Below are 22,207 nucleotides of genomic sequence, written 5' to 3'. Positions count from 1 at the left end.
GCAAGGCCGCGAGACGCTGTCTCGCGCTCTGCCACCTTTGAAAAGGGCGAGGGTCGCCAGTGGCGACCGCCCCGAGCCGACCGAGGCGGCAGCCGAGACGACGAAACTTTTTATCCGCCTGCACCCGCTTCTTAGGGACAGCCCCTGCCCCGAAGCCGTCAGCTTGGCGATTTATTTCTTTACAACAGCGTTGAACTTGCACTTCTCCATGCACACGCCGCACTTGATGCACTTCTCGGTGTCGATCACATGGGCCTCCTTCACCTTGCCGGAGATAGCTCCCACAGGGCAGTTGCGGGCGCACAGGGTGCAGCCCTTGCACTTGTCAGCCTCAATGTGGAAGTTGGTCAGCGCCTTGCAGGCCCCGGCGGGGCAGCGGTGCTCGGTGACATGGGCCACATACTCGTCCCGGAAATACTTCAGGGTGGAGAGCACCGGGTTGGGGGCTGTCTGGCCCAGGCCGCACAGAGAGTTCTCTTTGATGTAGTAGCACAGCTCCTCCATCCTGTCAATGTCCTCAAGGGTGCCGTTGCCCTTGGTGATCTTGTCCAGAATCTCCAACAGACGCTTGGTGCCTACCCGGCAGGGGGTGCACTTGCCGCAGCTCTCATCCACAGTGAACTCAAGGAAGAACTTGGCGATGTCCACCATGCAGGTGGTCTCGTCCATAACAATCAATCCGCCGGAGCCCATCATGGAGCCGATGGCAATCAGGTTGTCATAGTCAATGGGAGTATCGATCAGGCTGGCAGGGATGCAGCCGCCGGAGGGGCCGCCGGTCTGGGCAGCCTTGAAGGTGTGGCCGCCGGGCACACCGCCGCCAATGTCCTCCACAACCTCCCGCAGGGTGGTGCCCATGGGAACCTCCACCAGGCCGGTGTTGGTGATTTTGCCGCCCAGAGCAAAGACCTTGGTGCCCGGGGACTTCTCGGTGCCAATGGACTTGAACCAGTCCGCGCCCTTGAGAATGATCTGGGGAATGTTGGCATAGGTCTCCACATTGTTCAGCACCGTGGGCTTGCCAAACAGACCCTTCAACGCCGGGAAGGGAGGCCGCACCCGGGGCTCGCCCCGCTTGCCCTCAATGGAGGTCATCAGAGCGGTTTCCTCGCCGCACACGAACGCGCCTGCGCCCAGACGGATGTCAATGTCAAAATCAAAGCCGGAGTCGAAAATGTTTTTGCCCAGCAGGCCGTACTCCCGGGCCTGGTCAATGGCAATCTGCAGCCGCTTGACAGCAATGGGGTACTCGGCCCGGATGTAGATGTAGCCCTGAGAGGCTCCAATGGCATAGCCCGCAATGGCCATGGCCTCCAGCACACTGTGGGGGTCGCCCTCCAACACGGAGCGGTCCATAAACGCGCCCGGGTCGCCCTCATCGGCGTTGCAGCAGGCGTACTTCTGGTCAGCGGCATTGGCCGCGGCAAACTTCCACTTCAGGCCCGTGGGGAAGCCCGCGCCGCCCCGCCCGCGCAGGCCGGAGGCCAGCATGGTGTCAATTACCTGCTGGGGGGTCATCTCGGTCAGCACTTTGCCGAGAGCGGCATACCCGTCCTGGGCAATATACTCGTCGATGAGCTCAGGATTGATCACGCCGCAGTTGCGAAGGGCAATACGCATCTGCTTGGCGTAGAATTTGGTCTCGTTAAGGGACTTGGTGGTGTTCTCGTCCACCACGGTCTCCTGGTACAGCAGGCGGGTGACAATACGGCCCTTCAGCAGGTGCTCAGAGACAATCTCCGGCACATCGTCGGGGGTAACCCGGCTGTAGAAGGCGCCCTCGGGGTAAACCACCATAATGGGGCCCAGGGCGCACAGGCCAAAGCAGCCTGTACGGATAACGTTGACTTCCTTGTCCAGGCCCTGGGCCTTGATCTCCTCGTTCAGCTTGTCAATAATCTGCTCGCTGTTGGAGGAGGTGCAGCCGGTGCCGCCGCAGACCAGCACGTTAGAACGAAACATATGTCAGATTCCTCCTTCTTATTTCGCGCCGATGGCATTGGCGCCGATGGTATACTCGGTAACTACATTGCCGTTGACCAGATGGTCGTTGACCACCCGCAGGGCCTTTTCGGCGGTCATCTTTACATAGGTGACCTTCTCCTGGCCGGGGGTGATGACCTCTACCACGGGCTCATACTGGCAGATACCGATGCAGCCGGTCTGGGTGACCATGGTGCCCTGCAGGCCCCGCTTGGCCACCTCCTCCACAAAGGCGTTCAGCACGGGCCGGGCGCCGGCGGCAATGCCGCAGGTGGCCATGCCCACCAGCACCCGGGTCTCGGCCTCGGCGTTTTCGCGAATGTTCACAGCGGCCCTGGCCTTGTCGCGGATGGCCTGCAGTTCTGCTAATGATTTCATATATAAATGGCTCCTTTCCTGGTTGGTGGAACGTTGCTGTATTTCTCAATAGGATGGTTGGTTCTGCTGCTTTCGGGGGACATTGGGGCTGGAATTCTTTGGCCTCTCCTCTGCCGCGCCCCGCGCTTTTGCCTGCCGTTCAGGCCTCCGGCGCTTCTCCCAGCAGCTCGGCGGTGTTTTCCGCCAGATATTCCTTCACCCACAGGGTCACGTCCGGGGCGTTCAAGGGCACATCCTCCCCCAGCACCTCCCGCAGCTCTGTGGTGCGCAGGGCAAACTCCCGCTCCTCCCCGGTTTCCGGCCGGAGCTTTCGGGTGTATACAAAGTCCAGCTGGGGGTTCATCATTACCAGCATGTTGATGGTGTCGTTAATGTCCCCCAAGGGGATCATATCCACACTGGACGGCTTGAACACCGCTGCCGTGGTAGTGCCCTCTCCCAGCTTGGACTGGATGGAGAAGCTGCCCCCGGTCATCTCCGCCTCCATTTTGAACAGCGGCACCCCCAGCCCCACGCTGCGGGTGGTGCGGGTGGTGAAGAAGGGGTCGGTGACATGCTCCACCTGCTCGGGGCTCATGCCCTTCCCGTTGTCGCTTATGGTGATGGACAGGGTATCTCCCGGCCGGTCCTCCTCCACCGCAATGGTGATGAGGCTGGCCCCGGCAGAGATAGAGTTCTGGGCAATGTCCATTACATTTAAGGATAGCTCACGCATGGCAATGCACTTCCTTTTTTCGTCGCGCCTGTTACGTTATACGAGCAGCCAACAGTAGTCTCGCGTTAATTTGAGAACTAAAAAAGGTTGCGGTTAGCTGGCGCAACAAACCGCGATGAGAAATGTCGCCTTTCCCACAGCGGGAGCGCGTGTCCTTTGCGCGGCCCCGCGGATTGGGTCCAGCGTCACGCCGGCTATTCGTAATACTTGTCGAGAATGCCGTCCACGTCCTCGGGCACCAGGCGGCCGTACACGTCCTCGTTGATCATCATGACCGGGGCCAGGCCGCAGGCGCCAATGCACCGGCAGGCTGTCAGGGAGAACAGGCCGTCCTCGGTGCACTCCTCGGGCTGAATGCCCAGCTTTGCCACAATCCGGTCCAGCACCTTGTCCGCCCCCTTTACATAGCAGGCAGTGCCCAGGCACACCGAAATGTGGTTGCGGCCCTTGGGCGTGAGGCTGAACTGGCTATAGAAAGTGGACACCCCGTAGACCTCTTCCAGAGGCACTTCCAGGCCATCGGCAATCTTCTTCTGCACTTCCAGCGGCAGATATCCGTAAATCTCCTGGGCCTGATGCAGGGCGGGCATTACCGCGCCGGCCTGGCCCTTGAGGCCTGCGATTACCGCGTCGAGCTTTTCCGCCTGCTCCGCAGTATCGTGGAAGGGCAGGCTGCTGATCCGTTTTTGCATAATTCGACCATCTTCCTTTCTCTGTCTTGGAATATACTAAATATATCAAAATTTCCCGGCATTATAATTCTTTTAAAGAACGAAAACCAAAAGAACAACAATTTCCAACGTTTTTTATCGATACTACTGGTAATAGTTACCACGGTATCGATAGCGGCTATCGATATCGTTTTATCAATTTATACAGCCGGAGGCCCCGGCCCGCAGAGCCGCCAGCACCGCCTTTGCGGAGCGTTCGGGCAGGGCGATTTTCAACGCCTGAGAGGCCGCCAGAGTGTCCAGATAATGGCTGTCCGAGTCACGGACAATGCCCATGGCTTTCAGCTCAGGATACCGCTCCTTCAGGGCGTTCAGGTCGCAGTCCCGGGTGACCTCGGCCGCGGTGAATCCCGCCTCAGGGGGGATGCTGCCCAATGAAGCGATGACGCTGTAGGAGTCCCGGTCTACATGGGCGGGAAAGGCCGTGCCGCCATACTGTTCGCACAGGGCCTTTACCTCGTCCGCCCCCAGAAAGGAGGCTACCAGCAGCAGGTCCTCCAAGGTACCGGTAAGCGTGTCGTCCTGGTCGAGAATGCGCTGCTCGCCAAAAATCTCCGGCCGGTTGGGGATGTGGGGCATACTATTATATATGTGCCGGTCGAAGTCCATAGCACCCTCCAGGGTCTCAAACAGGCACACCACATGGGCCTCCTCGGCAGTGCACAGCTCCATGCCGGGTATGGCCAGAATGCCCGCCTCCTGGGCCGCGGCCAGCACAGCGGGGGCGTTTTTGCAGGTGTTATGGTCTGTGATGGCAATCACGTCCAGCCCCATCACCGCCGCCATACCCACCAGATTGTTGGGGGTCATGTCATTGTCGCCGCAGGGGGAGAGGCAGGAGTGGATGTGGAAGTCGTATGTATACTCAGTCATTTCAGCTGTTCATACACCTGAACGGCGGTCTCATACAGGTTGGGCGTGCAGCTGTACACTGGGATGCCCTGCATGTCTGCCCGCTTCTGGGCGTCCGCGTCCAGGGCTGCGTCCTCGCACAGCACAATGCAGCTGGTGTCCGCCAGAGCCGCCACCGCAATGGCGTTCAGGTTGCCCATCACGGTGAGCCACACATTGCCTGCCTGGGCCCGGCCCATTACCCAGCTGAGCAGGTCCCCCACATAGCAGCCCTCTGCCTGGTTGTCCTGACCGTCCTCTCCTGCCAGCAGCTTCCAGCCGCAGGCATCGGCCATTTCCTTTACCGTCATGCCCCATCCTCCTTTTTGTTGTCTTCAGGCCCAGGGTGCCACCCCAGGCTTCCCTCCAGCTCAGAGAGGGTGCTGGCTACCTTTTGCATCTGCTTGCGGTAGACAAACACGCAGTCCGCCTTTTTGCAGGCCCCCTTCACCACGTCCTCGGCAAAGGCACGGCAGGTGGGAGCGCCGCAGGCTCCGCAGTCCAGGCCGGGCAGCTCCTCCTCCAGGGTGTTGATGTCCACCATCATCTGCATGGCCTGCTTCAGGTCAGAGGAGAGGGTCATCACATTGGAGAATTCCAGCTCCTCCTCCCACTCCATCTCCTGGGGGACAGGGCCCCCGGCCAGGTGGTTCTGGCTGACAGGCAGATATTTGCGCAGCCGCTGAATGCGGGCCTTGGCTACATAGGGGTTTTCCACGCACAGCACGCCCCCCACGCAGCCCCCGGCACAGGCGTTGAGCTCGATAAAGTCCAGGTCGCCAATGCGCTCGTCCTCAATTTCTTCCAGCACCCGGATCACGTTCTCAATGCCGTCGGCGGCCAGGTATTTCTCGTTGAGCAGCGCCGCCGACTCCCCTCCGCTGGTGGACCAGCCCACCCCGATGATGCCGGAGTTGGCAATGGGCTCCACGCAGTCCAGGTGGTCCATTTTGTGGCTGAGCTGAGGGAAGACCTCGCTGATGGCAATGGCCCCGTCCACCTGGGACTTCTCCATGCCCAGGGGCATTTTGATGTCTGTGACCTTGGCCGGGCAGGGGGTGATGAAGAAGCAGCCAATCTGCTCCGGCGGCAGGCCGGTTTTCTCCGCAGCCTCCTTTTTGGCCATGATGGCGGCAGTCTCCATGGGGGACTTGAGGGGCAGCACATGCTCGCACAGGTCCGGAAAGCGCACCCGGATGAGCCGCACCACCGCCGGACAGGCGGAGCTGATAATGGGCCGGGGAATGGGCAGGGCGCTCTCCGAGTTATACATGAGCTTGCGGGTGGCCTCGCTGATGAGCTCTGCCGCCCGCGAGACCTCATATACCTGGTCAAAGCCCATTTGCTTCAGGCCGGTGAGCACATAGTCAATATCGTCCAGATTGTTGAACTGCCCGTAGAGAGCCGGTGCGGGCAGAGCAATCTTATATGGAAAGCGGTCCAGGGCGTCCATATGGGTGAACCGGGCCCGCTTGGCGTGATGGGGACAGATGCGGATGCACTCGCCGCAGTCAATGCAGCGCTCGGTGGCAATAAAGGCCTTGCCCCCCCGGATGCGGATGGCCTCGGTGGGGCAGCGCTTGACACAGTTGGTGCAGCCCACGCATTTGTCCTCATGCAGTGTTACAGAATGATAAAAGTCTGGCATGGCGTCACTTCCTCCTTCTTCTCCGGGCGGACGGGCAAAGCCCCGGCCTGCCGCAGAGCAGAGTCCCGGTCATTTTCTACCCGGTATCACGGCCATTTTCACAGTGGTGCCTACGCCCACTGTGGAGTCGATGGTCATTTCGTCGGTATATTTTTTCATGTTGGGCAGGCCCATGCCCGCTCCAAAGCCCAGGGCCCGCACATTGTCCGGGGCGGTGGACCAGCCGGCCTGCATGGCCTGCTCCACGTCGGGGATGCCCGGCCCCTGGTCGATGAGGGCAATGTCCACCCGGTCCGGGTCCACGTCTACCACGGCCTCGCCGCCGCCGCCGTGAATGACCAGGTTGATCTCCCCCTCATACATGGCAATGGCCACCCGCCGGATGGCGTCGGGCTCGTAGCCCAGCTTTTTCAGCTTGTGCTTCACGTCGCCAGAGGCCTCGCCCGCCCGGGTGAAGTCGTCTCCGGGCACCTGATACTCCAAATGCAGCATGCTCATTGGATGTCGCAGCCTCCTCTCAGTCCGTTCTCAAACAGCAGCCCGCAGGCAGTGAACATCCGGTAGGGGGTGGAGAGCACAGTCATGTCCTTCAGCTCCGCCAGGTCCAGCACCTGCTGGTTGACAGGCTTGCCCCGCACAAAAATGATGCAGTGCATATCCATCATTTCGGCGGTGCGCACCACCTGGGGGTTCATCAGCCCTGTGAGCAGCACAGACTGGTCTTTGACAAAGGCCAGCACATCGCTCATCATGTCGCTGCCGCAGGCGGTTTTGACCTCCTGCTCCATGTCGCCCTCAATGAGTACCTGGCATTTCAGAATGTTTACAATGTCTTTTACTTGCATAGTTCTGCCTCCTGTTTCTATATATTTTGAATGGGGATTGAAAACAAGACGGATTCGTTTGCGGGCTCCCTTGTCCTGCCTGAGGGGAGGCCCGCCTGTATGATGGGTATGATTCTGAAATCAAGGATTTGCTGGAACGTAAACAAAAGGCACAGCTTTTTTAGCGGCCAAGGCCTTCCCGCTCTGGCCCAGGGGCCTGTGGGTGAAGCTGGGACGCATTGGCTGCTGCGCCTGTAGTCCGGCGGCTGCCTTGGCCTTTATTATATCATATGTGGCCCCTCAAGTGCAAACATTTTATGAAATTCGCCGCTTTTTTCCATCCCGCCTGCATTCTCGACTGTTTTTCCTTGCATTTTTGCCCCACTCAGGCTATAATGATGAAGAAAACCACTTCTTTATTGCGCTAACAGACTGAAAAATTGCAAAACCATCTTAGGAGGTCTCACACTATGTCCCGTGTCTACAACTTCTCTGCCGGCCCCTCCATGCTGCCGGAGCCTGTTCTGAAAAGGGCCGCTGCCGAAATGCTGGACTACCAGGGCTCCGGCCAGTCCGTTATGGAGATGTCCCACCGCTCTCCGGTGTACGACGCCATTATCAAGGACGCCCAGCGTCTGCTCCGGGAGGTCATGGGCATTCCCGGCAACTACCAGGTGCTGTTTCTGCAGGGCGGGGCTTCCAGCCAGTTTGCCGCCGTGCCCATGAACCTGATGACCAAGTCCCGCAAGGCGGACTATGTGCTCTCGGGCCAATTCTCCACCAAGGCCTTTCAGGAGGGCAGCCGCTATGGGGACTGCAAGGCTGTGGCCTCCTCTAAGGACGACAACTTCTCGCATATCCCTGTCCTGGATGAGAAAGAGTTCCGCCCTGACGCGGACTACTTCCATATCTGCATGAACAACACCATTTATGGCACAGTCTGGAAGGAGCTCCCCCACACCGGCAATGTGCCCCTGGTGGCGGATATCTCCTCCTGCATTCTCAGCCGCCCCATTGACGTGAGCCGGTTCGGCCTGCTCTATGCCGGCGCCCAGAAGAACGTGGCCCCGGCAGGCCTGACCATTGTCATTGTCCGAGAGGACCTGATTGGCGAGCCCCAGGAGGGAACTCCCACCATGTTTAACTACGGGGTCATGGCCAAGAACGAGTCCATGTATAACACACCCCCCTGCTGGTCCATCTACATCTGCAAGCTGGTGCTGGAATGGATTCAGAATGACATTGGCGGGCTTGAGGCCATGGAGGCCCGGAACGTGAAAAAGGCTCAGGTTCTCTATGATTTCCTGGACGGCTCCCGGCTGTTCAAGGGCTGCGCTGAAAAGGACAGCCGCTCGATTATGAATGTCACCTTTGTCACCGGCGACAAGGAACTGGACGGGAAGTTTGTGAAGGAGGCCGCAGCTGCGGGCTTTGTGAACCTGAAAGGCCACCGCAGCGTGGGCGGTATGCGGGCGTCCATCTACAACGCCATGCCCCCGGAGGGGATCGACGCGCTGGTGGCGTTTATGGCGAAGTTTGAGCAGGAAAATAGCTGAGCCGGTGTTTGACAAACTCCGGCATATGTTATAAAATAAAAGCGCCCCTCCCAGACTGGCAGGGGCGGGCGCTGCTAAAATGATATGCGTACGGTGGACGGTTGGCCTGCCAAGTACATGAAGAGACCCGCAATGGATCACACGGGAATTTACATGGAAAGGAGGCCGGGCTTATGAGTGCTTATGAGACACTGATGATCACGCTGACAATGTTAAACATCATTGTTGTGCTTCTGATTGCTCTCGTCAACAGCACAAAAAAGTAACCGCCCCTCGCCAAGGAATACGGTTACTTTCTGCGATATAACTTGGCCAGCCGTCCGAAATATCCTTTCCGGCAGCGCCTCTTTATTTATATTATAGCCGCCTTTTGTGTTGATGTCAATATAATATTCAGAATGTATCACATTTGGGAAAGGATGATACCCATGTACAAAATTCTCTGCCTCAATAAAATCAGCCCCATAGGCACCAAGCGTTTTGGCGAGAGCTACACCTTCTCCCCGGAGATGGCCGGGCCCGACGCCATTCTGGTGCGGTCGGCCTCCATGCACGACATGGAGCTGAACCCGGGCCTTCTGGCTATCGCCCGGGCCGGGGCGGGCACCAACAACATTCCCGTGGAGGACTGCGCCAGAAAGGGCGTGGTGGTGTTCAACACCCCCGGGGCCAATGCCAACGCTGTGAAGGAGCTGGTGCTGTGCGCCCTGCTGCTCTCCTCCCGGAAAATCGGCCCGGCCATGGACTGGGTGAAGACTCTCAAGGGCCAGGGGGCCGAGGTGGGCAAGCTGGTGGAAAAGGGCAAGGCCCAGTTTGCCGGGCCGGAGCTGCAGGGCAAAACTCTGGGCGTGGTGGGCCTGGGAGCCATCGGCATTCTGGTGGCCAATGCCGCCCACTCTTTGGGCATGGAGGTCTATGGCTACGACCCCTTCCTGTCGGTGGACGCTGCCTGGCGGCTGTCCCGGTCTGTGCACCGGTCCCTGAGCCTGGACGAAATCTACCAGAACTGCGACTACATCACCCTGCACCTGCCTGCCACCGCTGACACCACAGGGATGATCAACGCTGGCTCTCTGGGGAAAATGAAGGACGGCGTGCGGCTGCTGAACTTTGCCCGTGGGGAGCTGGTGGACAACGCCGCTCTGCTGGGAGCCCTCTCCTCGGGTAAGGTCTCCGCCTATGCCACAGACTTCCCCGCAGATGAGATGCTGGGCGTTGAGAACGTGATCGCTCTGCCCCACCTGGGGGCCTCGACACCTGAGAGCGAGGACAACTGCGCCATGATGGCTGTGGACCAGGTGAAGGAGTATCTGGAAAACGGCAACATCATCAATTCGGTAAACCTGCCCGGCCTGACCATGGCCCGGGAGCCCGGCACCCAGCGCATCTGCGTCATTCACCAGAACACCCCGGGCGTGATCGCCGACTTTACCACTGTGTGCGGCAAGGCGGGCATCAACATTGAGAACATGCAGAGCAAGTCCCGCAAGGACTATGCCTACACCATTCTGGACGTGCAGGGGGGCGACCCGGCGGCAGCGGCCCGGTCCCTGGAACGCTTGGAGGCGATCATCCGGGTGCGGGTGATCGATTGACAAAAGCTGCTCCGCGTGCTAGAATGTCCCTGTAGCTGACATTTTTGGGCGAGCTTCCATCAGCTGAATATAGGGACTGCGGAGTGGATTTTGTCAGGCTTTGGGCGTGGTTTCGCGGACGTCCTTGCGTACTTCAGGAGCTTTCAGCGCGGAAGAGGACAAAAGTCTGCCCGAAAACAGGGACTCGCCCGGGCAAAGGAGTGGGCAGGATGGGCCGGTTTGGCTTTGAGGAGATGCAGCGCATTCAGAGGGAGCTGCAGGAGAAATATTTTGACCGTTGGGGTGGACTGAACCCCAGAAAGGGGCGGGACTCCCTTCTATGGATGATGATTGAGGCCGGAGAGGCGGCGGATGTGATCAAAAAGCGGGGGGATGGGCCCATCACTGAGGACCCTCAGATTCGCCGGCATTTCATTGAGGAGCTGTGTGATGTGATGATGTACTTCAACGACGTGATGCTGTGCTACGACATCACCCCCGAGGAGTTGGAGGAGGTCTATCAGGAAAAGCACCGGCGGAATATGGAGCGTTGGTAGCGGCCCAAATGGGCCGGCTGTCATAGCTTGACCAACGGCATTTTCATAAAAAGCTCCCGGAGAATCAGCTGATTCTCCGGGAGCTTTTGCGCCTTTCTGGGTAGGAGATCGGGTAGTGGAACAAAAAAGAGCGCGGGTTTCCCTGCGCTCCCCTGTTTTGCTCTGTGAAGGAATTTACTCCTCGGTCTCCTGGCTCTCCTCTTCCGGCTCGTCTTCCTCGTCAAAATCGAATTCCAGGGTCTCGCCGCAGCCGGGGCAGATCATCTTCTCCGCTTCCAGCATTTCGTCAGTCAGCTCAATGTTCTTGCCGCAGCTGGGGCAGATGGCCTCAAAAATGGCAGCCTCGTGGCCATGATGGTGGCAGCCGCATCCGCAGCCTCCCTCGTCCCCATGATGGTGATGGTGGCCGCAGCCGCAGTCCTCCTCGTCCAGGCCATAAAAGTCCTCTTCCAGACTGCCCAGGTCCTGGTCAATCTCGTCCACCTGCTCGCAGAGCTCGTCATAGCCGTCCTCAAGCTCCTCCACCGAGACGCTCAGATCGTCCAGCAGCTCTACAATGGCGTTGAACAGCTTGGTCTCCTTGGCCTTGGGGTCCAGCTCCATCCCCTCCATCAAGCCCTTGATGTAAGACGCGCGCTCAGAATTGGTCATAATATTCACCTCATATCTCAAAATATTGTGAAAGGTCTTCTGTTCTTCTCAAAGCCGCCCAAAGCATGGGGGAGCTTACGCTCTCTCCATATACTCGCCGGTGCGGGTGTCAATACGGATCATCTCGCCCTCGTTGATGAACAGGGGCACCCGCACCTCCGCGCCGGTCTCCACAGTGGCGGGCTTCAGGGTGTTGGTGGCGGTGTCGCCCTTCAGGCCGGGCTCGGTCTTGGTGATTTCCAGCTCCACAAAGTTGGGGGGCTCCACGCCAAACACATTGCCCTTGTAGGACAGCACCTTGCACTCCATGTTCTCCTTCACAAACTTGAAGTTGTCGCCCAGCACATTGCCGTTGATGGGGGTCTGCTCATAGGTCTCGGTGTCCATGAAGTAGTACAGGTCGCCGTCGCTGTAAAGATACTGCATGTCCTTGCGCTCGATGAATGCGGTGGGGAACTTGTCGTTGGGGTTAAAGGTGCGCTCGGTGACAGCCCCGGAGATGACATTGCGGATTTTGGTGCGCACAAAGGCCGCGCCCTTGCCCGGCTTGACGTGCTGGAACTCGATGATGGAGTACACGTTGCCGTCCATCTCAAAGGTGACGCCGTTTCTGAAATCGCCTGCGGTTACCATAAAATAAAACCTCCCGAAATATTCTAGCCTGCTCGTCCTCTGTTTATTCTAATATATTTCCCCGGCAATTTCAAGATGTATCGCCGGATTTTTGCCTCTTTCTGCCAGAAAGCCCGCCTTACAGCTCAATCAGCTCCTTGGGGGACTTGGTCAGGCTCCGGCAGCCGTCCGCTGTCACCAGCAGCATGTCCTCAATGCGCACGCCGTACTTGGCAGGCACATAGATGCCCGGCTCGTCGGTGATGACCATGCCCTCCGCGCAGGGGGTCTGGTCCCGGTGGGAGAAGGCCGGCCACTCGTGGATTTCAAAGCCCACCCCATGGCCCAGGCCATGGCCGAAGGTACCGGGATAGTCCTTTTCGATAATGTCCCGGGCAATTTTGTCCACATCGCAGCACAGCATGCCGGGCTTCACCGCGTCGATCACCGCCAGCTGAGCCTGCAGCACGGTCTCGTATACCTTTCGCTGCTCGTCGCTGACCTTGCCCAAAGCCACGGTGCGGGTCATGTCAGAGTGATAGCCGTCCAGCATGGCCCCGGTGTCCATGGTGATGAAGTCGCCCTTCTGCACCTGGTTCGCGCCGGGCACCGCGTGGCACTGCGAGCCGCTTTTGCCCGCCGCCACAATCAGGTCAAAGGCCACGGCCTCGGCGCCGTTGTTCCGCATGAAGAACTCAATTTCCAGGGCCAGCTCCCGCTCAGTGACCCCCTCCTTGATGAAGGGGAGGATGTGCTCGAAGGCAGCGTCGGTAATGGCCTGAGCGGCCTCGATTTTGGCCACCTCCTCCGGGGACTTGATCATCCGCTGGTCCTTGATGGCCTTGTCCAGGGTCTCGTCCAGCACAGCCTCCATGCCATGCTCCTGAAGCAGCTTTTCAAAGCTCCGGGCGTCGGCCACCGAGAGCTTGTTGATCTCCATATACACCTGCTTGACGCCGTGCTTTTCCAGCAGCTCGCAGAGCTTTTCCTTGAAATCCTTGAAGCCCGTGACCGTGCAGTTTTTGGCCGAATAACGGGCCGCTTCCTCATAGCGGAAGTCCTGCAGCAGATAGGCCTCCTCCGCAGTGATCAGCAACGCGCCCGCGTCAGAGGGAAACTCGGTAAAATACCGGCGGTTCCGCTCAGAATTGACCATGATGGCCTTCTGCGGGTCGCCGGCAATGAGCTTTTCGGCAATCCGCTCCACAGGGTTCTTCATTGTATAACATCCTTTCTCTCTTTGAATTTTTCCCGCAGGCCCTTTTCCCAATACCGCCTGATCCGGAAGCTCAAGCCCTCCTCAGGCTCAATGGGCTCCAGCAGCACCGAGCGCATACCGCACAGGTTGGCGCCGGTGACGTCGGTAAAAATCTGGTCCCCCACCACCGCGCACTCCCGGCAGCGGACGCCCAGCATCCGCCGGGCCCGCAGGTAGCCGAAGGGCAGGGGCTTCAGGGCAAAGCTGATACAGGGGAGCCCCAGCTGAGCCGCAAAGGAGCTCACTCTTTTTTTGTAGTTGTTGGACACAATCACCACCCGGAAGCCCTCTTGGGTGAGGCCGCGGGCCCACTGGGCCGCGCCGGCCACAGGCCTGCGCACCCCATAGGGGGCAATGGTGTTGTCCACGTCCAGCAGCACGGCGCGGACGCCCAGCTCCCGCAAAAGCCCGGGGCTCAGCTCCTGCGCCCGCCGCCGCAGAACGGTCGGTTTGAAAATACCCATATTTTGACAACTCTCCAGCCGGGAACAAAAAAGCGGGCGTGCCGCCCGCTTTCCTTCAGGTTTGCAGTCCGGGCACAGAGCGGGACGCTGCCGTCCCCTCCATGTCCTGCGGCAGCCGCTTACTTATACTTGCGCTTGCGGGCCGCTTCAGACTTCTTCTTGCGCTTTACCGAGGGCTTTTCATAAGCCTCGCGCTTGCGCACCTCCTGGATCACGCCAGCGCGGGCGCACTGCTTTTTAAAGCGCCGCAGGGCACTGTCCAGAGACTCGTTTTCCTTGAGCCGTATCTCAGCCATTCATATCCCTCCCATCCGCCCAAAAGGCAGGGGTTGTGCGTCGTAATTTGCTATACAACGTAACCATTATACAGCCAAGCCCGGGGCTTGTCAACCCCTATGGGAAAGTCTTTTTTATTGTTACGTTTTGTTCACGGAATCTTCACCATTCGACAGCCTCCGGCGGCGTCCCAGGGCCTCGTCATACTTTTTTCCCATGACCCGGAAATAGATTTCAAAGCCCAGGCTGATGCCCACATAGGCGATGAGAAAAATAGCGGCAAAGCTGAGCCAGGCCCCGGGGTTTTCCAGGGGAAACCAATGGAAGGCCGCCGCGAACCCCAGGCACAGCCCAAAGCAGAGCGCCGCGAACAGGGCCATGCGCAGGCCGTAGCCAAGCCTTTTCAGCGCCCGGCCGGAGAAAAAGACATATTGCAGCAGACTGATGCAGGCGCACAAAATGAACATCTGAAGAATCAGAGTGCAGCGCATTCTGGCCCCGGCAAAGCTTGCCCAGGCAGCGGCCAGCCGGCCTCCCTCCTCCGCCCAGGCCAGCGCGAACTCCACTGTCAGGTAGATCAGGATGGAGGCTGTGAAGCTCAGGCAGATCCAGCTTTTCAGCTCCATTACCAGCTTTAAAAATTTTTTCATGACGATTCTCCTTTCGCTCCCGGCTTTCGACCGGTTTTTCTATAGTTTGGGGATGTAGGGGCGATCTGTCTACAGCCCCAGGCGTTTTTTCAACCAGGGGGCGTACTGGCGGGAGACGTACACCGTCTCGCCCCCCTCCATGGTCAGACGGATGCGCCCGCCCATGTCAGGCCGGAGAGACTGGATGGCGTTGAAGTTCACCAACGCCGACTTGCCGGCCCGGAAGAAATCCTTGTCCCGCAGGCGTTCTTCCAGCTCATACAGCCGCAGCCCGGTCTCGTACACCGCCCCTGCGGTATATAGAAAGGTGCGTTTGTCCACCGTGTCGGCGTAAAGCACCTGCCGGGGGTCCAGCAGATAGGTCTGTCCCTCCCGCAGGCCGGTGAGCTTTTCGGTATGCTCTGCCGCCAGACTGCCCAGCCGGGCCAGCAGACTGGCCTCTTTGTCGCCGGGACAGGGGCAGCGCAGCACCAGCTCGGGCTCCTGCAGGTCCGGGGCGATTTCCATGCGTATCTTCATTGGGCGGCTCCTTTCGGCTATTCTTGCAGCTGCAAGCTCAGTATACGCCAAATGAGCCCGGGGCGCAAGGGCTTTTGCCCCAGATGCCTGGGTCGCAGCGCGACTGGCCCGAAACGCCCGTTAAGGGGCGGGGTTGTGACAAAAGAAGAAGGACCGATGATTGTCCACCGGTCCTTCCAAGTCGTTTCTATAAATATGTACTGTACTGGGCTGCATGATCAGTGGTCAAAATGAGACGAGACCGCCTTCAGGTGCTCGATAATAGGCAGATGCTGGGGGCACATGCCCTCGCACTGGCCGCAGGCAATGCAGTCGGCAGCCTTGCCGGCCGTCTGGGCCAGCTGGGCGTAGTTATTGAAATTCACTGTCCAGCCCTTTTCTTCCAGGTGCTCCCGCATGTCCTCGTTGTACAGGGAGAAATACTGGGGGATGGCGATTTTCTGAGGGCAGCCCTCGGTACAGTAGGAGCAGCCGGTGCAGGGAATGGCGATCTGGCTGTTGATCATGTCCGCCGCCTGGAACACCATTGCCTTCTCCTCGTCGGTCAGGGGCTGGAAGTCCTGCATATAGCTCAGGTTGTCCTCCATCTGGGCCAGACTGCTCATGCCGGAGAGCACCATCATCACCCCGGGCAGGCCGGCGGCAAACCGAATGGCCCAGCTGGCCGGGGAGGCCTGGGGGCTGCGGGCCTGGAACAGGGACCGCACCTGTGCGGGCACCTGGGCCAGGGTGCCGCCCTTGACCGGCTCCATGACAATGACGGGCTTGTTGTGCTTGACAGCCGCCTCATAGCAGGCCCTGGACTGAATCCACTGGCTGTCCCAGTCCAGATAGTTGATCTGCAGCTGGACAAATTCCAGCTCCGGGTGCTTGGTCAGGATTTCGTCCAGCAGCGGGGCGTCGCCGTGGAAGGAGAAGCCGGGGCTCCGGACCAGGCCCTGCTCCTTTTTGTCCATCAGCCAGCGAAAGCAGTCCAGGTCTTCAAACTTCTGGTAAGAGCCGCTGTCTATGCCGTGAAGCAGGTAGTAGTCAAAATAGCCGGCTCCGGTCTTTTCAAGCTGCTGGTTGAAAATATCGTCCCGGCCCTCCAGGGTGTCAAAAAAGCCGACGTTTAATTTGGTGGCCAGGGTAAAGCTGTCCCGGGGGTGGCGGCTCACCAGAGCCTCCTTCACAGCTGGCTCGCTCTGAAAGCCGCAGTACATCCAGGCCGTGTCAAAATAGGTGAAGCCCTTTTCTATAAAAAGGTCCACCATCCTTTTGGTCTGTTCCAGGTCAACAGCCCCGGCGTTTGCGGGGTCGGTGGTGGGCAGGCGCATCAGGCCAAAGCCAAGTTTTTTCATTGCAAAAGCTCCTCTCTGGGTTTCTTGACCCCTACTCTATCATATGGAGCGGGGTTAAAGCAAGGGCTTTTTTGCATTTTTTTCCTCTACTGTCAAACGACCCCGGGGGCGGCGGCTCTGAGCCCGCCAGCGGGCCAGGTAGGCGGACATGGTCCGGGGGGCCAGCTCTATGCGGTAGGTCCGCCGGACGAACTCCGCAGCCTGGCCCTGGGTCCACACCTGCCCCCGCAGGCCCAGCTCCTGGGGCGTTTTTGTCATAAAAATCTCCCGCAGCTCCCGCTGCGCCTGAGGGGGCAGCAGCGCGGGCTTGCCAGGGCGGGCGGCGCTTTTTGCCAGAAAGCTGGCCTCGCCCAGCCGCTGGTAGGCGGACCAGATTTCGCTGATGCGGTTCTGGCGTATCCCTACAATCTCCTCAATCTCCCGGCCGGAGCGGCCCATTTTTTTCAGCCGCACCACCTGCCGGCGGATCTGGGCCAGTCCTTCCCGGCCCACCCTGCGCAGGTCGATATATTCCGTCTGGCCGGCCATAACGCCGCCTCCTTGTTTCAATATAGTACAAAAAATAATACAAAAAGCCCCTGAAAACAGCGGCTTTTCTCTCTTTTCCCTTTGCAGGAAAGTATACTTTTTTGCAAGGTGCGAAAGTGGCGAAAAATTTTGAAAAGACCCTTAATTTTTCGCCTCTGCTGCCGATTATAGTGGTGTAGACGAAGTAAAGGACCGGTTGCAGGAAAGTATACTTTTTTGCAACCCCGCGCCTGAAAAGCCAGCCGCAGGGAGGGAGCCAGTTGCTGACATTGCGCCTGAAGTCCGGTGAATATCTGACCATCGGCGACGACATTGCGATACAGATTTTCCGGCAGGCAGGCGACTCGGTAGAGGTTGCGGTGAAGGCTCCCAGAGAGGTCCCCGTTCTGCGGGGCGAGGTTTTGGAGCGCAGCGGCAAACGGCCCCAGGGGCTGCGGGAGCCTGCGAAAAGGCCCGCTCCTTCGTCTAAAAGCGGCAGGCGGCCGCCTGCTCAAGAGAGGCAGGAGGCTGTCAAGCAGGCGGTGTCTCTGGTGGAGCAGCTGGAAGCCGGAGGCCTTTGCCCCAGAGAGGACCTTGCCAGACTGCGGGACCTGCTGGTGCGGCTGGGAGAGGAGCTGGGCTGATATGGACATTTTGCAGGTCCGTCTGTGCCCCAGCGAGGCCCAGGCGGCAAAAATCGAAAAGACCTTTGCCTGTTGTCTGCTGCTTTATAACCGGATGCTTTCGGACAGGGAGAAGCTGCAAAAGGAGCTGGGACGGCATTTTATCCCCAGCCCGGCCCGTTACAAACGGGAGCTGCCCGCCCTGAAGGAGGCCGACAGCCTGGCTCTGGGCGCGGTACATACCGAGCTGGAGCGGGCGTTCCGGGACCACAGCTATAATCCCCACGACCACAAAAGGCCCGAGCCCATAGAGCAATGCAACTGCTATAGAACCTTTTGTCAACAGACCAGCGCGGGAGCGACCATTCGCCTTGCCGGCGGAGGGCTGAAGCTGCCTAAGCTGGGGGTGGTGCCTGCAGAGGCTTGCCGGGAGCTTGCCCGGGGGAGCGTAATCCGCTGGGCGGAGATTTACCGGGAGGACGGGACATATTTTTGCAGGCTGGCCTACCAGGGGGCTCAGGCCCAGGCCGGCGGAGCGGAGGAGCTGCTGACCGCGTAGCCTTTTTGTACATTTTCTTTTGCTTTCATCCGGTCCGCGGCCGGTTGAAATATAGTTCATTCGCGCCAAAGTCCCGCGTACGCTTGGCCAGCGTGACGGGGCGGGCGCACAAACCTCAGAGTCCTGGCGAGGAACGCCGGCGACGAAGCTTACGCGAAAACATTCAAAGGAGAAAAGAATATGCGTATTCAACACAATGTTATGGCGATGAACGCCTACCGCAACTACAACAACAACACCAAGTCTCTGTCTGCCAACCTGGAGAAGCTGAGCTCTGGCTACAAGATCAACCGCGCTGGCGACGACGCCGCCGGTCTGGCTATTTCTGAGAAAATGCGCGCTCAGATCACTGGTCTGGACGCTGCCAAGAAGAACGCCAAGGACGCCAACGGCCTGATCAAGACCGCTGAGGGCGCTCTGCAGGAGGTTCAGGACATGCTGAACCGCATGGTCTATCTGGCCGAGCAGTCTGCCAACGGCACCTATGACGACGCCATTGACCGTAACGCTCTGCAGGACGAGGTTGACTCCCTGGTTTCCGAAATCAACCGTATCGGCGAGACCGCCAACTTCAACGGCAAGAAGCTGCTGAACGGCGAGATGGGTAAGGATGCCGTCACTAACAAGAGCATGCAGTTCCAGATCGGCGACACCGCCGCTTCTGCTGACCGCCTGCAGATGTCCCAGGCTCTGGGCTCCTATGCTAACTTTGACCTGACCAAGTTCATTATGACTGAGAAGGTAGCGAACAAGGGCTCTGGCACGGGTTCTGCTCTGGGTCAGGGCGGCGTTTACAAAATTGATATCACCAACGCATCCAGCGCTCTGCAGGCTGTTGCCTATCTGCGCGGCGCCAGTGTTGGTGTAGCCAATGCGATTCCTGCCACCAAGGGCCTGATCAACATGGTCTCCAAGTTCCGCGGCAAGCTGGGCGCTGTGTCCAACCGTCTGGACCACACCGTCAACAACCTGTCCGTCATGCAGGAGAACATCCAGGACGCCGAGAGCTCCATCCGCGACACCGACGTGGCCGACGAGATGATGAAGTACACCAAGAACAACATCCTGGTCCAGTCCGCTCAGGCCATGCTGGCCCAGGCAAACACGGTTCCCCAGGGCGTGCTTCAGCTGCTGCAGTAAGTTTTTTCGCTCTTTTCGTTTTACATTCTACAGTAGAATTGCGCAACGAGGTTGGGGCGGGCGTTGGCCCGTCCCAATTTTTATTTTAGCGGCAAAGGCGGCTGCTTTGCCCGTCAATCTGTTTGCTGCCACTATAATCATATGAGGAAGGAACCGTATATGACGACGATAGAAATGGCCAGAAGGCTGGCTGAATTGGGTCAGGCGGAGAAGGCCTGCGAGGGATTCGCTCTGGCGCTGCGGACCCAGGAAGACCTGAGCCCGGCTGACAAAATGGAGGCCGCGCTGTTTGTGCTACAGCTGGGGGGCGACTATACCCTCTCTTACCGGGCGCTGCTGGAATTGAACCGCCAGGGAGAATACCGGGAGGAGAGCGCGGCAGTGATGACCGAGGCCTTTTATGAGCCCAACGAGAAGCTGCTGCGGTCGCACTATGAAAACAACTGTAAGCTGCTGAGAAAATACCCCTATCTGTTCCGGAAGGATTTTCTCCCCTTTGAGGAGCTGCCTGTCCGGTTTTACCCCTTTGACGACAAGAGCTTTGTCCCCTGTCGGGACGGGGCCTTTGGGGAGGTCACCGACTACAGCGAGCCGGTGGTCACCCGGAATTTCTTCTATAATTTGGACGATCCCATCCTGGCAAAGGATGTTTACTCCCAGTATGAGCTGGAATATTTGAACGACAATGTGCGGCCCAGCGAGTGGGTGGGCCGCGAGAACCATATCTACCTGCACTATACAAACTGGGCGGAGTTCTGCGCCCAGTTGCAGGTGCTGAACCTGAGAAAGCTGCTGGAAGGGAAGAAGCTGGTGTTTCTGATTGAGGAGGAGCTCAGCCAGTATCCCATTGACTTCAAGGAGCGTTTTGGCCTTGACTACAGCCAGTATCCTGTCAAGCCCTTAGGGGTGCGGGAGATCAACCGGCTTGTGTGGCAGACCCAGCTCTCCTATCACAACGGCGGCGACTTTTTCAACGAGGTACTGGACGGACACCCCAACATGGTGTGCACCTCCAGCATTATGTACGAAACGTTACAGGCAATCTTCAAGGACGTGGGGGAAACCCTGGACGACGCCAGGAACTCCCGGGAGATTGCCGAGGTGTTTGACAGCAACGACTGGGGCAATGCTTCCATGATACAGGAGCTGTTCCGTATGCGGGACCGCACGGACAAGGATATCATGGTGGCCTATTTCTTCCGGGACGAGGAACATACTCACACCCTGGACCCGGCGGCAAGGATTACGCCCGCGATTATGCTGCAGCCCCATTTCGGATATTTTTTGACCAATATGGCGGGCGACAGCCAGGGACGGGCGATTATGACGTCTACCCAGTTTGACGAGATATTCAATTCGCCTATATTCAAAAATTTCAAATATATCAAAACCTTCACCCCCATGCGCCGGATTACCACCAGCTACGCGGCGGCCATCCGCTTTATGGCCAACCAGCCGGAGTATCTGCCCAACGGCAAGGTGGGCGTGGTACACGACGAGGTACTGGCGCGGGTCAGCTTTCGGGGCTTTATGAAGGACCCCCAGGAGCGGATTTTCAAGGATTCGGTGGTGGTGCGCTTTGAGGACGCCAAGCTGAACCCAACGGCAACCTTCCGCGCGCTGACAGAATTTTTGGACCTGCCCTACACCGAAAGCATGACATACTGCTCCTTCAACGGCCAGCGGATGGAGACTTACTCGGAGGATGGTACAGCGGAGGGCTTTGACACGGATGCCGTTTACCGCACCCACGATGAATTTGCCACTGACGCGGAGCGCTGCTACATTGAATATTTCCTGCGGGACGCGTATGAGTATTATGGATATGATTTTCACTATTACAAGGGCGAGCCCATGGACAAGGAGAGGGTAGAGGAGCTGATCCGGGGATTTTCGGTAATCGACCACTATATGCTCACCACCATGCGCCTGGGTTATTTAAAGGCAGTGGAGTATAACCGCAAGGAGGACCAGGAGGCCGGGCTTTCTCCGGACTATCCGGAAACCGTAGAGGAAGAGGCTGAGCGTATTACAAAGGAGAAGATGGAGGAGGCGGATGCAAAGCGGAAGTTCGTGGCGGATCTGCTGATGAAGGGCATTACCCTGGTCAACATGAACGGCCGGCAGCTGCAGTTTATCCCCGTGCTCAAGCTCGACCCGGCGCTGATGGAGCGGCCCATGTATCATTAGGAGGGAGCCAAAGGATGGAAAATACAGAGAGTTTTGGTACGGTCTACTTTTTTACAGGCCTGGCCGGGGCGGGAAAGACCACGGTCGGCGGGCTGTTTTATGAGAAGCTGCTGGCGGTTCACCCGGACGCTGAGCTCATTGACGGGGACCGGGTGCGCAACGGCGACCCGGAGGACACCGGCGTAATGGACGAGGAACGCTACACCACCGAGGCCCGCAAGGCAGGGGCCTGGGACATGTTCGCCTGGTGCCGGGACATTGCCCGGGAGGGCCGGGATGTGGTGGTTTGCAGCATCTCCATGTACAAGGAGGTGCGGCAGTGGAACCGGGAGAACATCCCCCATTATAAGGAGATATATATCAAGGTCACCCATGAGACTCTGTACCGGCGGGACCAGAAGCAGCTGTACTCCACCAAGACAAAAAATGTGGTGGGGGTGGACCTACCCTGGGATGAGCCTGACTGCCCGGACGTGGTGGTGGAGAACGATGGCGGCCGCACCCCGGAGGAGATTGTAGCGGAGCTGACAGCCCGCTTTGAAGTGGGGGTGCCGGAATGAG

General features: G+C 58.7%; 26 protein-coding genes. 8 read left to right on the top strand and 18 right to left on the bottom strand.

Annotated features, from left to right (window positions below; all coding sequences use genetic code 11):
* Nucleotides 1-171: 171 nt before the first annotated feature.
* The 9 genes from nuoF to ACTO5E_RS02585 form a co-directional block, all read right to left on the bottom strand.
* Nucleotides 172-1,962 carry an NADH-quinone oxidoreductase subunit NuoF gene (gene nuoF, locus ACTO5E_RS02625; RefSeq protein WP_482301339.1) on the bottom strand — a complete coding sequence of 597 codons (1,791 nt, stop codon included), beginning with the start codon at nt 1,960-1,962 and terminating at the stop codon, nt 172-174.
* 18 nt (nt 1,963-1,980) lie between these two features.
* Nucleotides 1,981-2,361 (bottom strand): (2Fe-2S) ferredoxin domain-containing protein, encoded by a 381-nt coding sequence (locus tag ACTO5E_RS02620; protein WP_482301337.1) that lies wholly within the window; start codon nt 2,359-2,361, stop codon nt 1,981-1,983.
* Nucleotides 2,362-2,500: 139 nt separating this feature from the next.
* On the bottom strand, nt 2,501-3,076 hold the full coding sequence (locus tag ACTO5E_RS02615; RefSeq protein WP_482301336.1) for an ATP-binding protein: 576 nt from the start codon (nt 3,074-3,076) through the stop codon (nt 2,501-2,503).
* Nucleotides 3,077-3,270: 194 nt separating this feature from the next.
* Entirely contained in the window at nt 3,271-3,768 is a 498-nt protein-coding gene (locus tag ACTO5E_RS02610) for an NADH-quinone oxidoreductase subunit NuoE family protein (protein WP_482301334.1), read from the bottom strand.
* Nucleotides 3,769-3,942: 174 nt separating this feature from the next.
* A complete protein-coding gene (locus ACTO5E_RS02605) occupies nt 3,943-4,680 on the bottom strand; it encodes a PHP domain-containing protein (protein ID WP_482301333.1) in 738 nt (245 codons plus the stop codon).
* Entirely contained in the window at nt 4,677-5,009 is a 333-nt protein-coding gene (locus tag ACTO5E_RS02600) for a DRTGG domain-containing protein (protein WP_482301331.1), read from the bottom strand. Before ACTO5E_RS02600 ends, ACTO5E_RS02605 begins: the two co-directional genes overlap by 4 nt.
* The gene (locus ACTO5E_RS02595; RefSeq protein ID WP_482301330.1) at nt 5,006-6,346 is read right to left on the bottom strand and encodes a [Fe-Fe] hydrogenase large subunit C-terminal domain-containing protein; all 1,341 of its coding nucleotides are present in this window, start codon (nt 6,344-6,346) and stop codon (nt 5,006-5,008) included. Before ACTO5E_RS02595 ends, ACTO5E_RS02600 begins: the two co-directional genes overlap by 4 nt.
* A gap of 69 nt (nt 6,347-6,415) precedes the next feature.
* Entirely contained in the window at nt 6,416-6,844 is a 429-nt protein-coding gene (locus ACTO5E_RS02590; RefSeq protein ID WP_482301328.1) for an ATP-binding protein, read from the bottom strand.
* Nucleotides 6,841-7,191, bottom strand: a complete 351-nt coding sequence (locus ACTO5E_RS02585) for a DRTGG domain-containing protein (RefSeq protein WP_482301327.1) — start codon at nt 7,189-7,191, stop codon at nt 6,841-6,843. The genes ACTO5E_RS02590 and ACTO5E_RS02585 overlap by 4 nt, the downstream gene beginning before the upstream one ends.
* Before the next feature lie 449 nt (nt 7,192-7,640).
* Here ACTO5E_RS02585 and serC point away from each other — a divergent pair, with 449 nt between their 5' ends.
* The 3 genes from serC (at nt 7,641) to ACTO5E_RS02570 (ending at nt 10,857) form a co-directional block, all read left to right on the top strand.
* A complete protein-coding gene (gene serC, locus ACTO5E_RS02580; protein WP_482301325.1) occupies nt 7,641-8,726 on the top strand; it encodes a 3-phosphoserine/phosphohydroxythreonine transaminase in 1,086 nt (361 codons plus the stop codon).
* A 428-nt stretch (nt 8,727-9,154) separates the two neighbouring features.
* Complete coding sequence (locus ACTO5E_RS02575; protein ID WP_482301324.1) at nt 9,155-10,321, top strand: phosphoglycerate dehydrogenase; 1,167 nt, start codon at nt 9,155-9,157, stop codon at nt 10,319-10,321.
* Between the two features lie 209 nt (nt 10,322-10,530).
* On the top strand, nt 10,531-10,857 hold the full coding sequence (locus ACTO5E_RS02570; protein ID WP_482301323.1) for a nucleotide pyrophosphohydrolase: 327 nt from the start codon (nt 10,531-10,533) through the stop codon (nt 10,855-10,857).
* Nucleotides 10,858-11,031: 174 nt separating this feature from the next.
* Here the strand turns inward: ACTO5E_RS02570 and ACTO5E_RS02565 are convergent, their stop codons facing one another.
* The 9 genes from ACTO5E_RS02565 to ACTO5E_RS02525 form a co-directional block, all read right to left on the bottom strand.
* Nucleotides 11,032-11,508 (bottom strand): CD1247 N-terminal domain-containing protein, encoded by a 477-nt coding sequence (locus ACTO5E_RS02565; RefSeq protein ID WP_482301321.1) that lies wholly within the window; start codon nt 11,506-11,508, stop codon nt 11,032-11,034.
* A gap of 75 nt (nt 11,509-11,583) precedes the next feature.
* Nucleotides 11,584-12,141 carry an elongation factor P gene (efp, locus tag ACTO5E_RS02560; protein ID WP_482301319.1) on the bottom strand — a complete coding sequence of 186 codons (558 nt, stop codon included), beginning with the start codon at nt 12,139-12,141 and terminating at the stop codon, nt 11,584-11,586.
* Between the two features lie 118 nt (nt 12,142-12,259).
* Nucleotides 12,260-13,339 carry a M24 family metallopeptidase gene (locus tag ACTO5E_RS02555; protein WP_482301317.1) on the bottom strand — a complete coding sequence of 360 codons (1,080 nt, stop codon included), beginning with the start codon at nt 13,337-13,339 and terminating at the stop codon, nt 12,260-12,262.
* Nucleotides 13,336-13,842 (bottom strand): YqeG family HAD IIIA-type phosphatase, encoded by a 507-nt coding sequence (locus ACTO5E_RS02550; RefSeq protein ID WP_482301315.1) that lies wholly within the window; start codon nt 13,840-13,842, stop codon nt 13,336-13,338. Before ACTO5E_RS02550 ends, ACTO5E_RS02555 begins: the two co-directional genes overlap by 4 nt.
* 119 nt (nt 13,843-13,961) lie before the next feature.
* A complete protein-coding gene (rpsU, locus tag ACTO5E_RS02545) occupies nt 13,962-14,138 on the bottom strand; it encodes a 30S ribosomal protein S21 (protein ID WP_016404966.1) in 177 nt (58 codons plus the stop codon).
* Between the two features lie 120 nt (nt 14,139-14,258).
* The gene (locus ACTO5E_RS02540; protein WP_482301313.1) at nt 14,259-14,768 is read right to left on the bottom strand and encodes a hypothetical protein; all 510 of its coding nucleotides are present in this window, start codon (nt 14,766-14,768) and stop codon (nt 14,259-14,261) included.
* A 69-nt stretch (nt 14,769-14,837) separates the two neighbouring features.
* Entirely contained in the window at nt 14,838-15,287 is a 450-nt protein-coding gene (locus ACTO5E_RS02535) for a LytTR family DNA-binding domain-containing protein (protein ID WP_482301311.1), read from the bottom strand.
* A gap of 218 nt (nt 15,288-15,505) precedes the next feature.
* A complete protein-coding gene (locus ACTO5E_RS02530) occupies nt 15,506-16,627 on the bottom strand; it encodes an aldo/keto reductase (RefSeq protein ID WP_482301310.1) in 1,122 nt (373 codons plus the stop codon).
* Nucleotides 16,628-16,681: 54 nt separating this feature from the next.
* The gene (locus tag ACTO5E_RS02525) at nt 16,682-17,155 is read right to left on the bottom strand and encodes a winged helix-turn-helix domain-containing protein (protein WP_482301308.1); all 474 of its coding nucleotides are present in this window, start codon (nt 17,153-17,155) and stop codon (nt 16,682-16,684) included.
* Nucleotides 17,156-17,415: 260 nt separating this feature from the next.
* Here ACTO5E_RS02525 and ACTO5E_RS02520 point away from each other — a divergent pair, with 260 nt between their 5' ends.
* The 5 genes from ACTO5E_RS02520 (at nt 17,416) to ACTO5E_RS02500 (ending at nt 22,206) form a co-directional block, all read left to right on the top strand.
* On the top strand, nt 17,416-17,778 hold the full coding sequence (locus tag ACTO5E_RS02520; protein ID WP_482301306.1) for a carbon storage regulator: 363 nt from the start codon (nt 17,416-17,418) through the stop codon (nt 17,776-17,778).
* Nucleotide 17,779: 1 nt separating this feature from the next.
* Nucleotides 17,780-18,316: a helix-turn-helix domain-containing protein gene (locus ACTO5E_RS02515; protein WP_482301304.1), complete on the top strand. Its 537-nt coding sequence runs from the start codon at nt 17,780-17,782 to the stop codon at nt 18,314-18,316.
* Nucleotides 18,317-18,496: 180 nt separating this feature from the next.
* Entirely contained in the window at nt 18,497-19,456 is a 960-nt protein-coding gene (locus ACTO5E_RS02510) for a flagellin N-terminal helical domain-containing protein (protein WP_482301303.1), read from the top strand.
* A gap of 159 nt (nt 19,457-19,615) precedes the next feature.
* The gene (locus tag ACTO5E_RS02505) at nt 19,616-21,646 is read left to right on the top strand and encodes a hypothetical protein (RefSeq protein WP_482301301.1); all 2,031 of its coding nucleotides are present in this window, start codon (nt 19,616-19,618) and stop codon (nt 21,644-21,646) included.
* Nucleotides 21,647-21,660: 14 nt separating this feature from the next.
* Nucleotides 21,661-22,206, top strand: a complete 546-nt coding sequence (locus tag ACTO5E_RS02500; protein ID WP_482301300.1) for an adenylyl-sulfate kinase — start codon at nt 21,661-21,663, stop codon at nt 22,204-22,206.
* Nucleotide 22,207: the final 1 nt, after the last annotated feature.

It is taken from the genome of Acutalibacter sp., from assembly GCF_056800975.1.
This window is presented reverse-complemented; position numbering and strand designations above follow the sequence as displayed.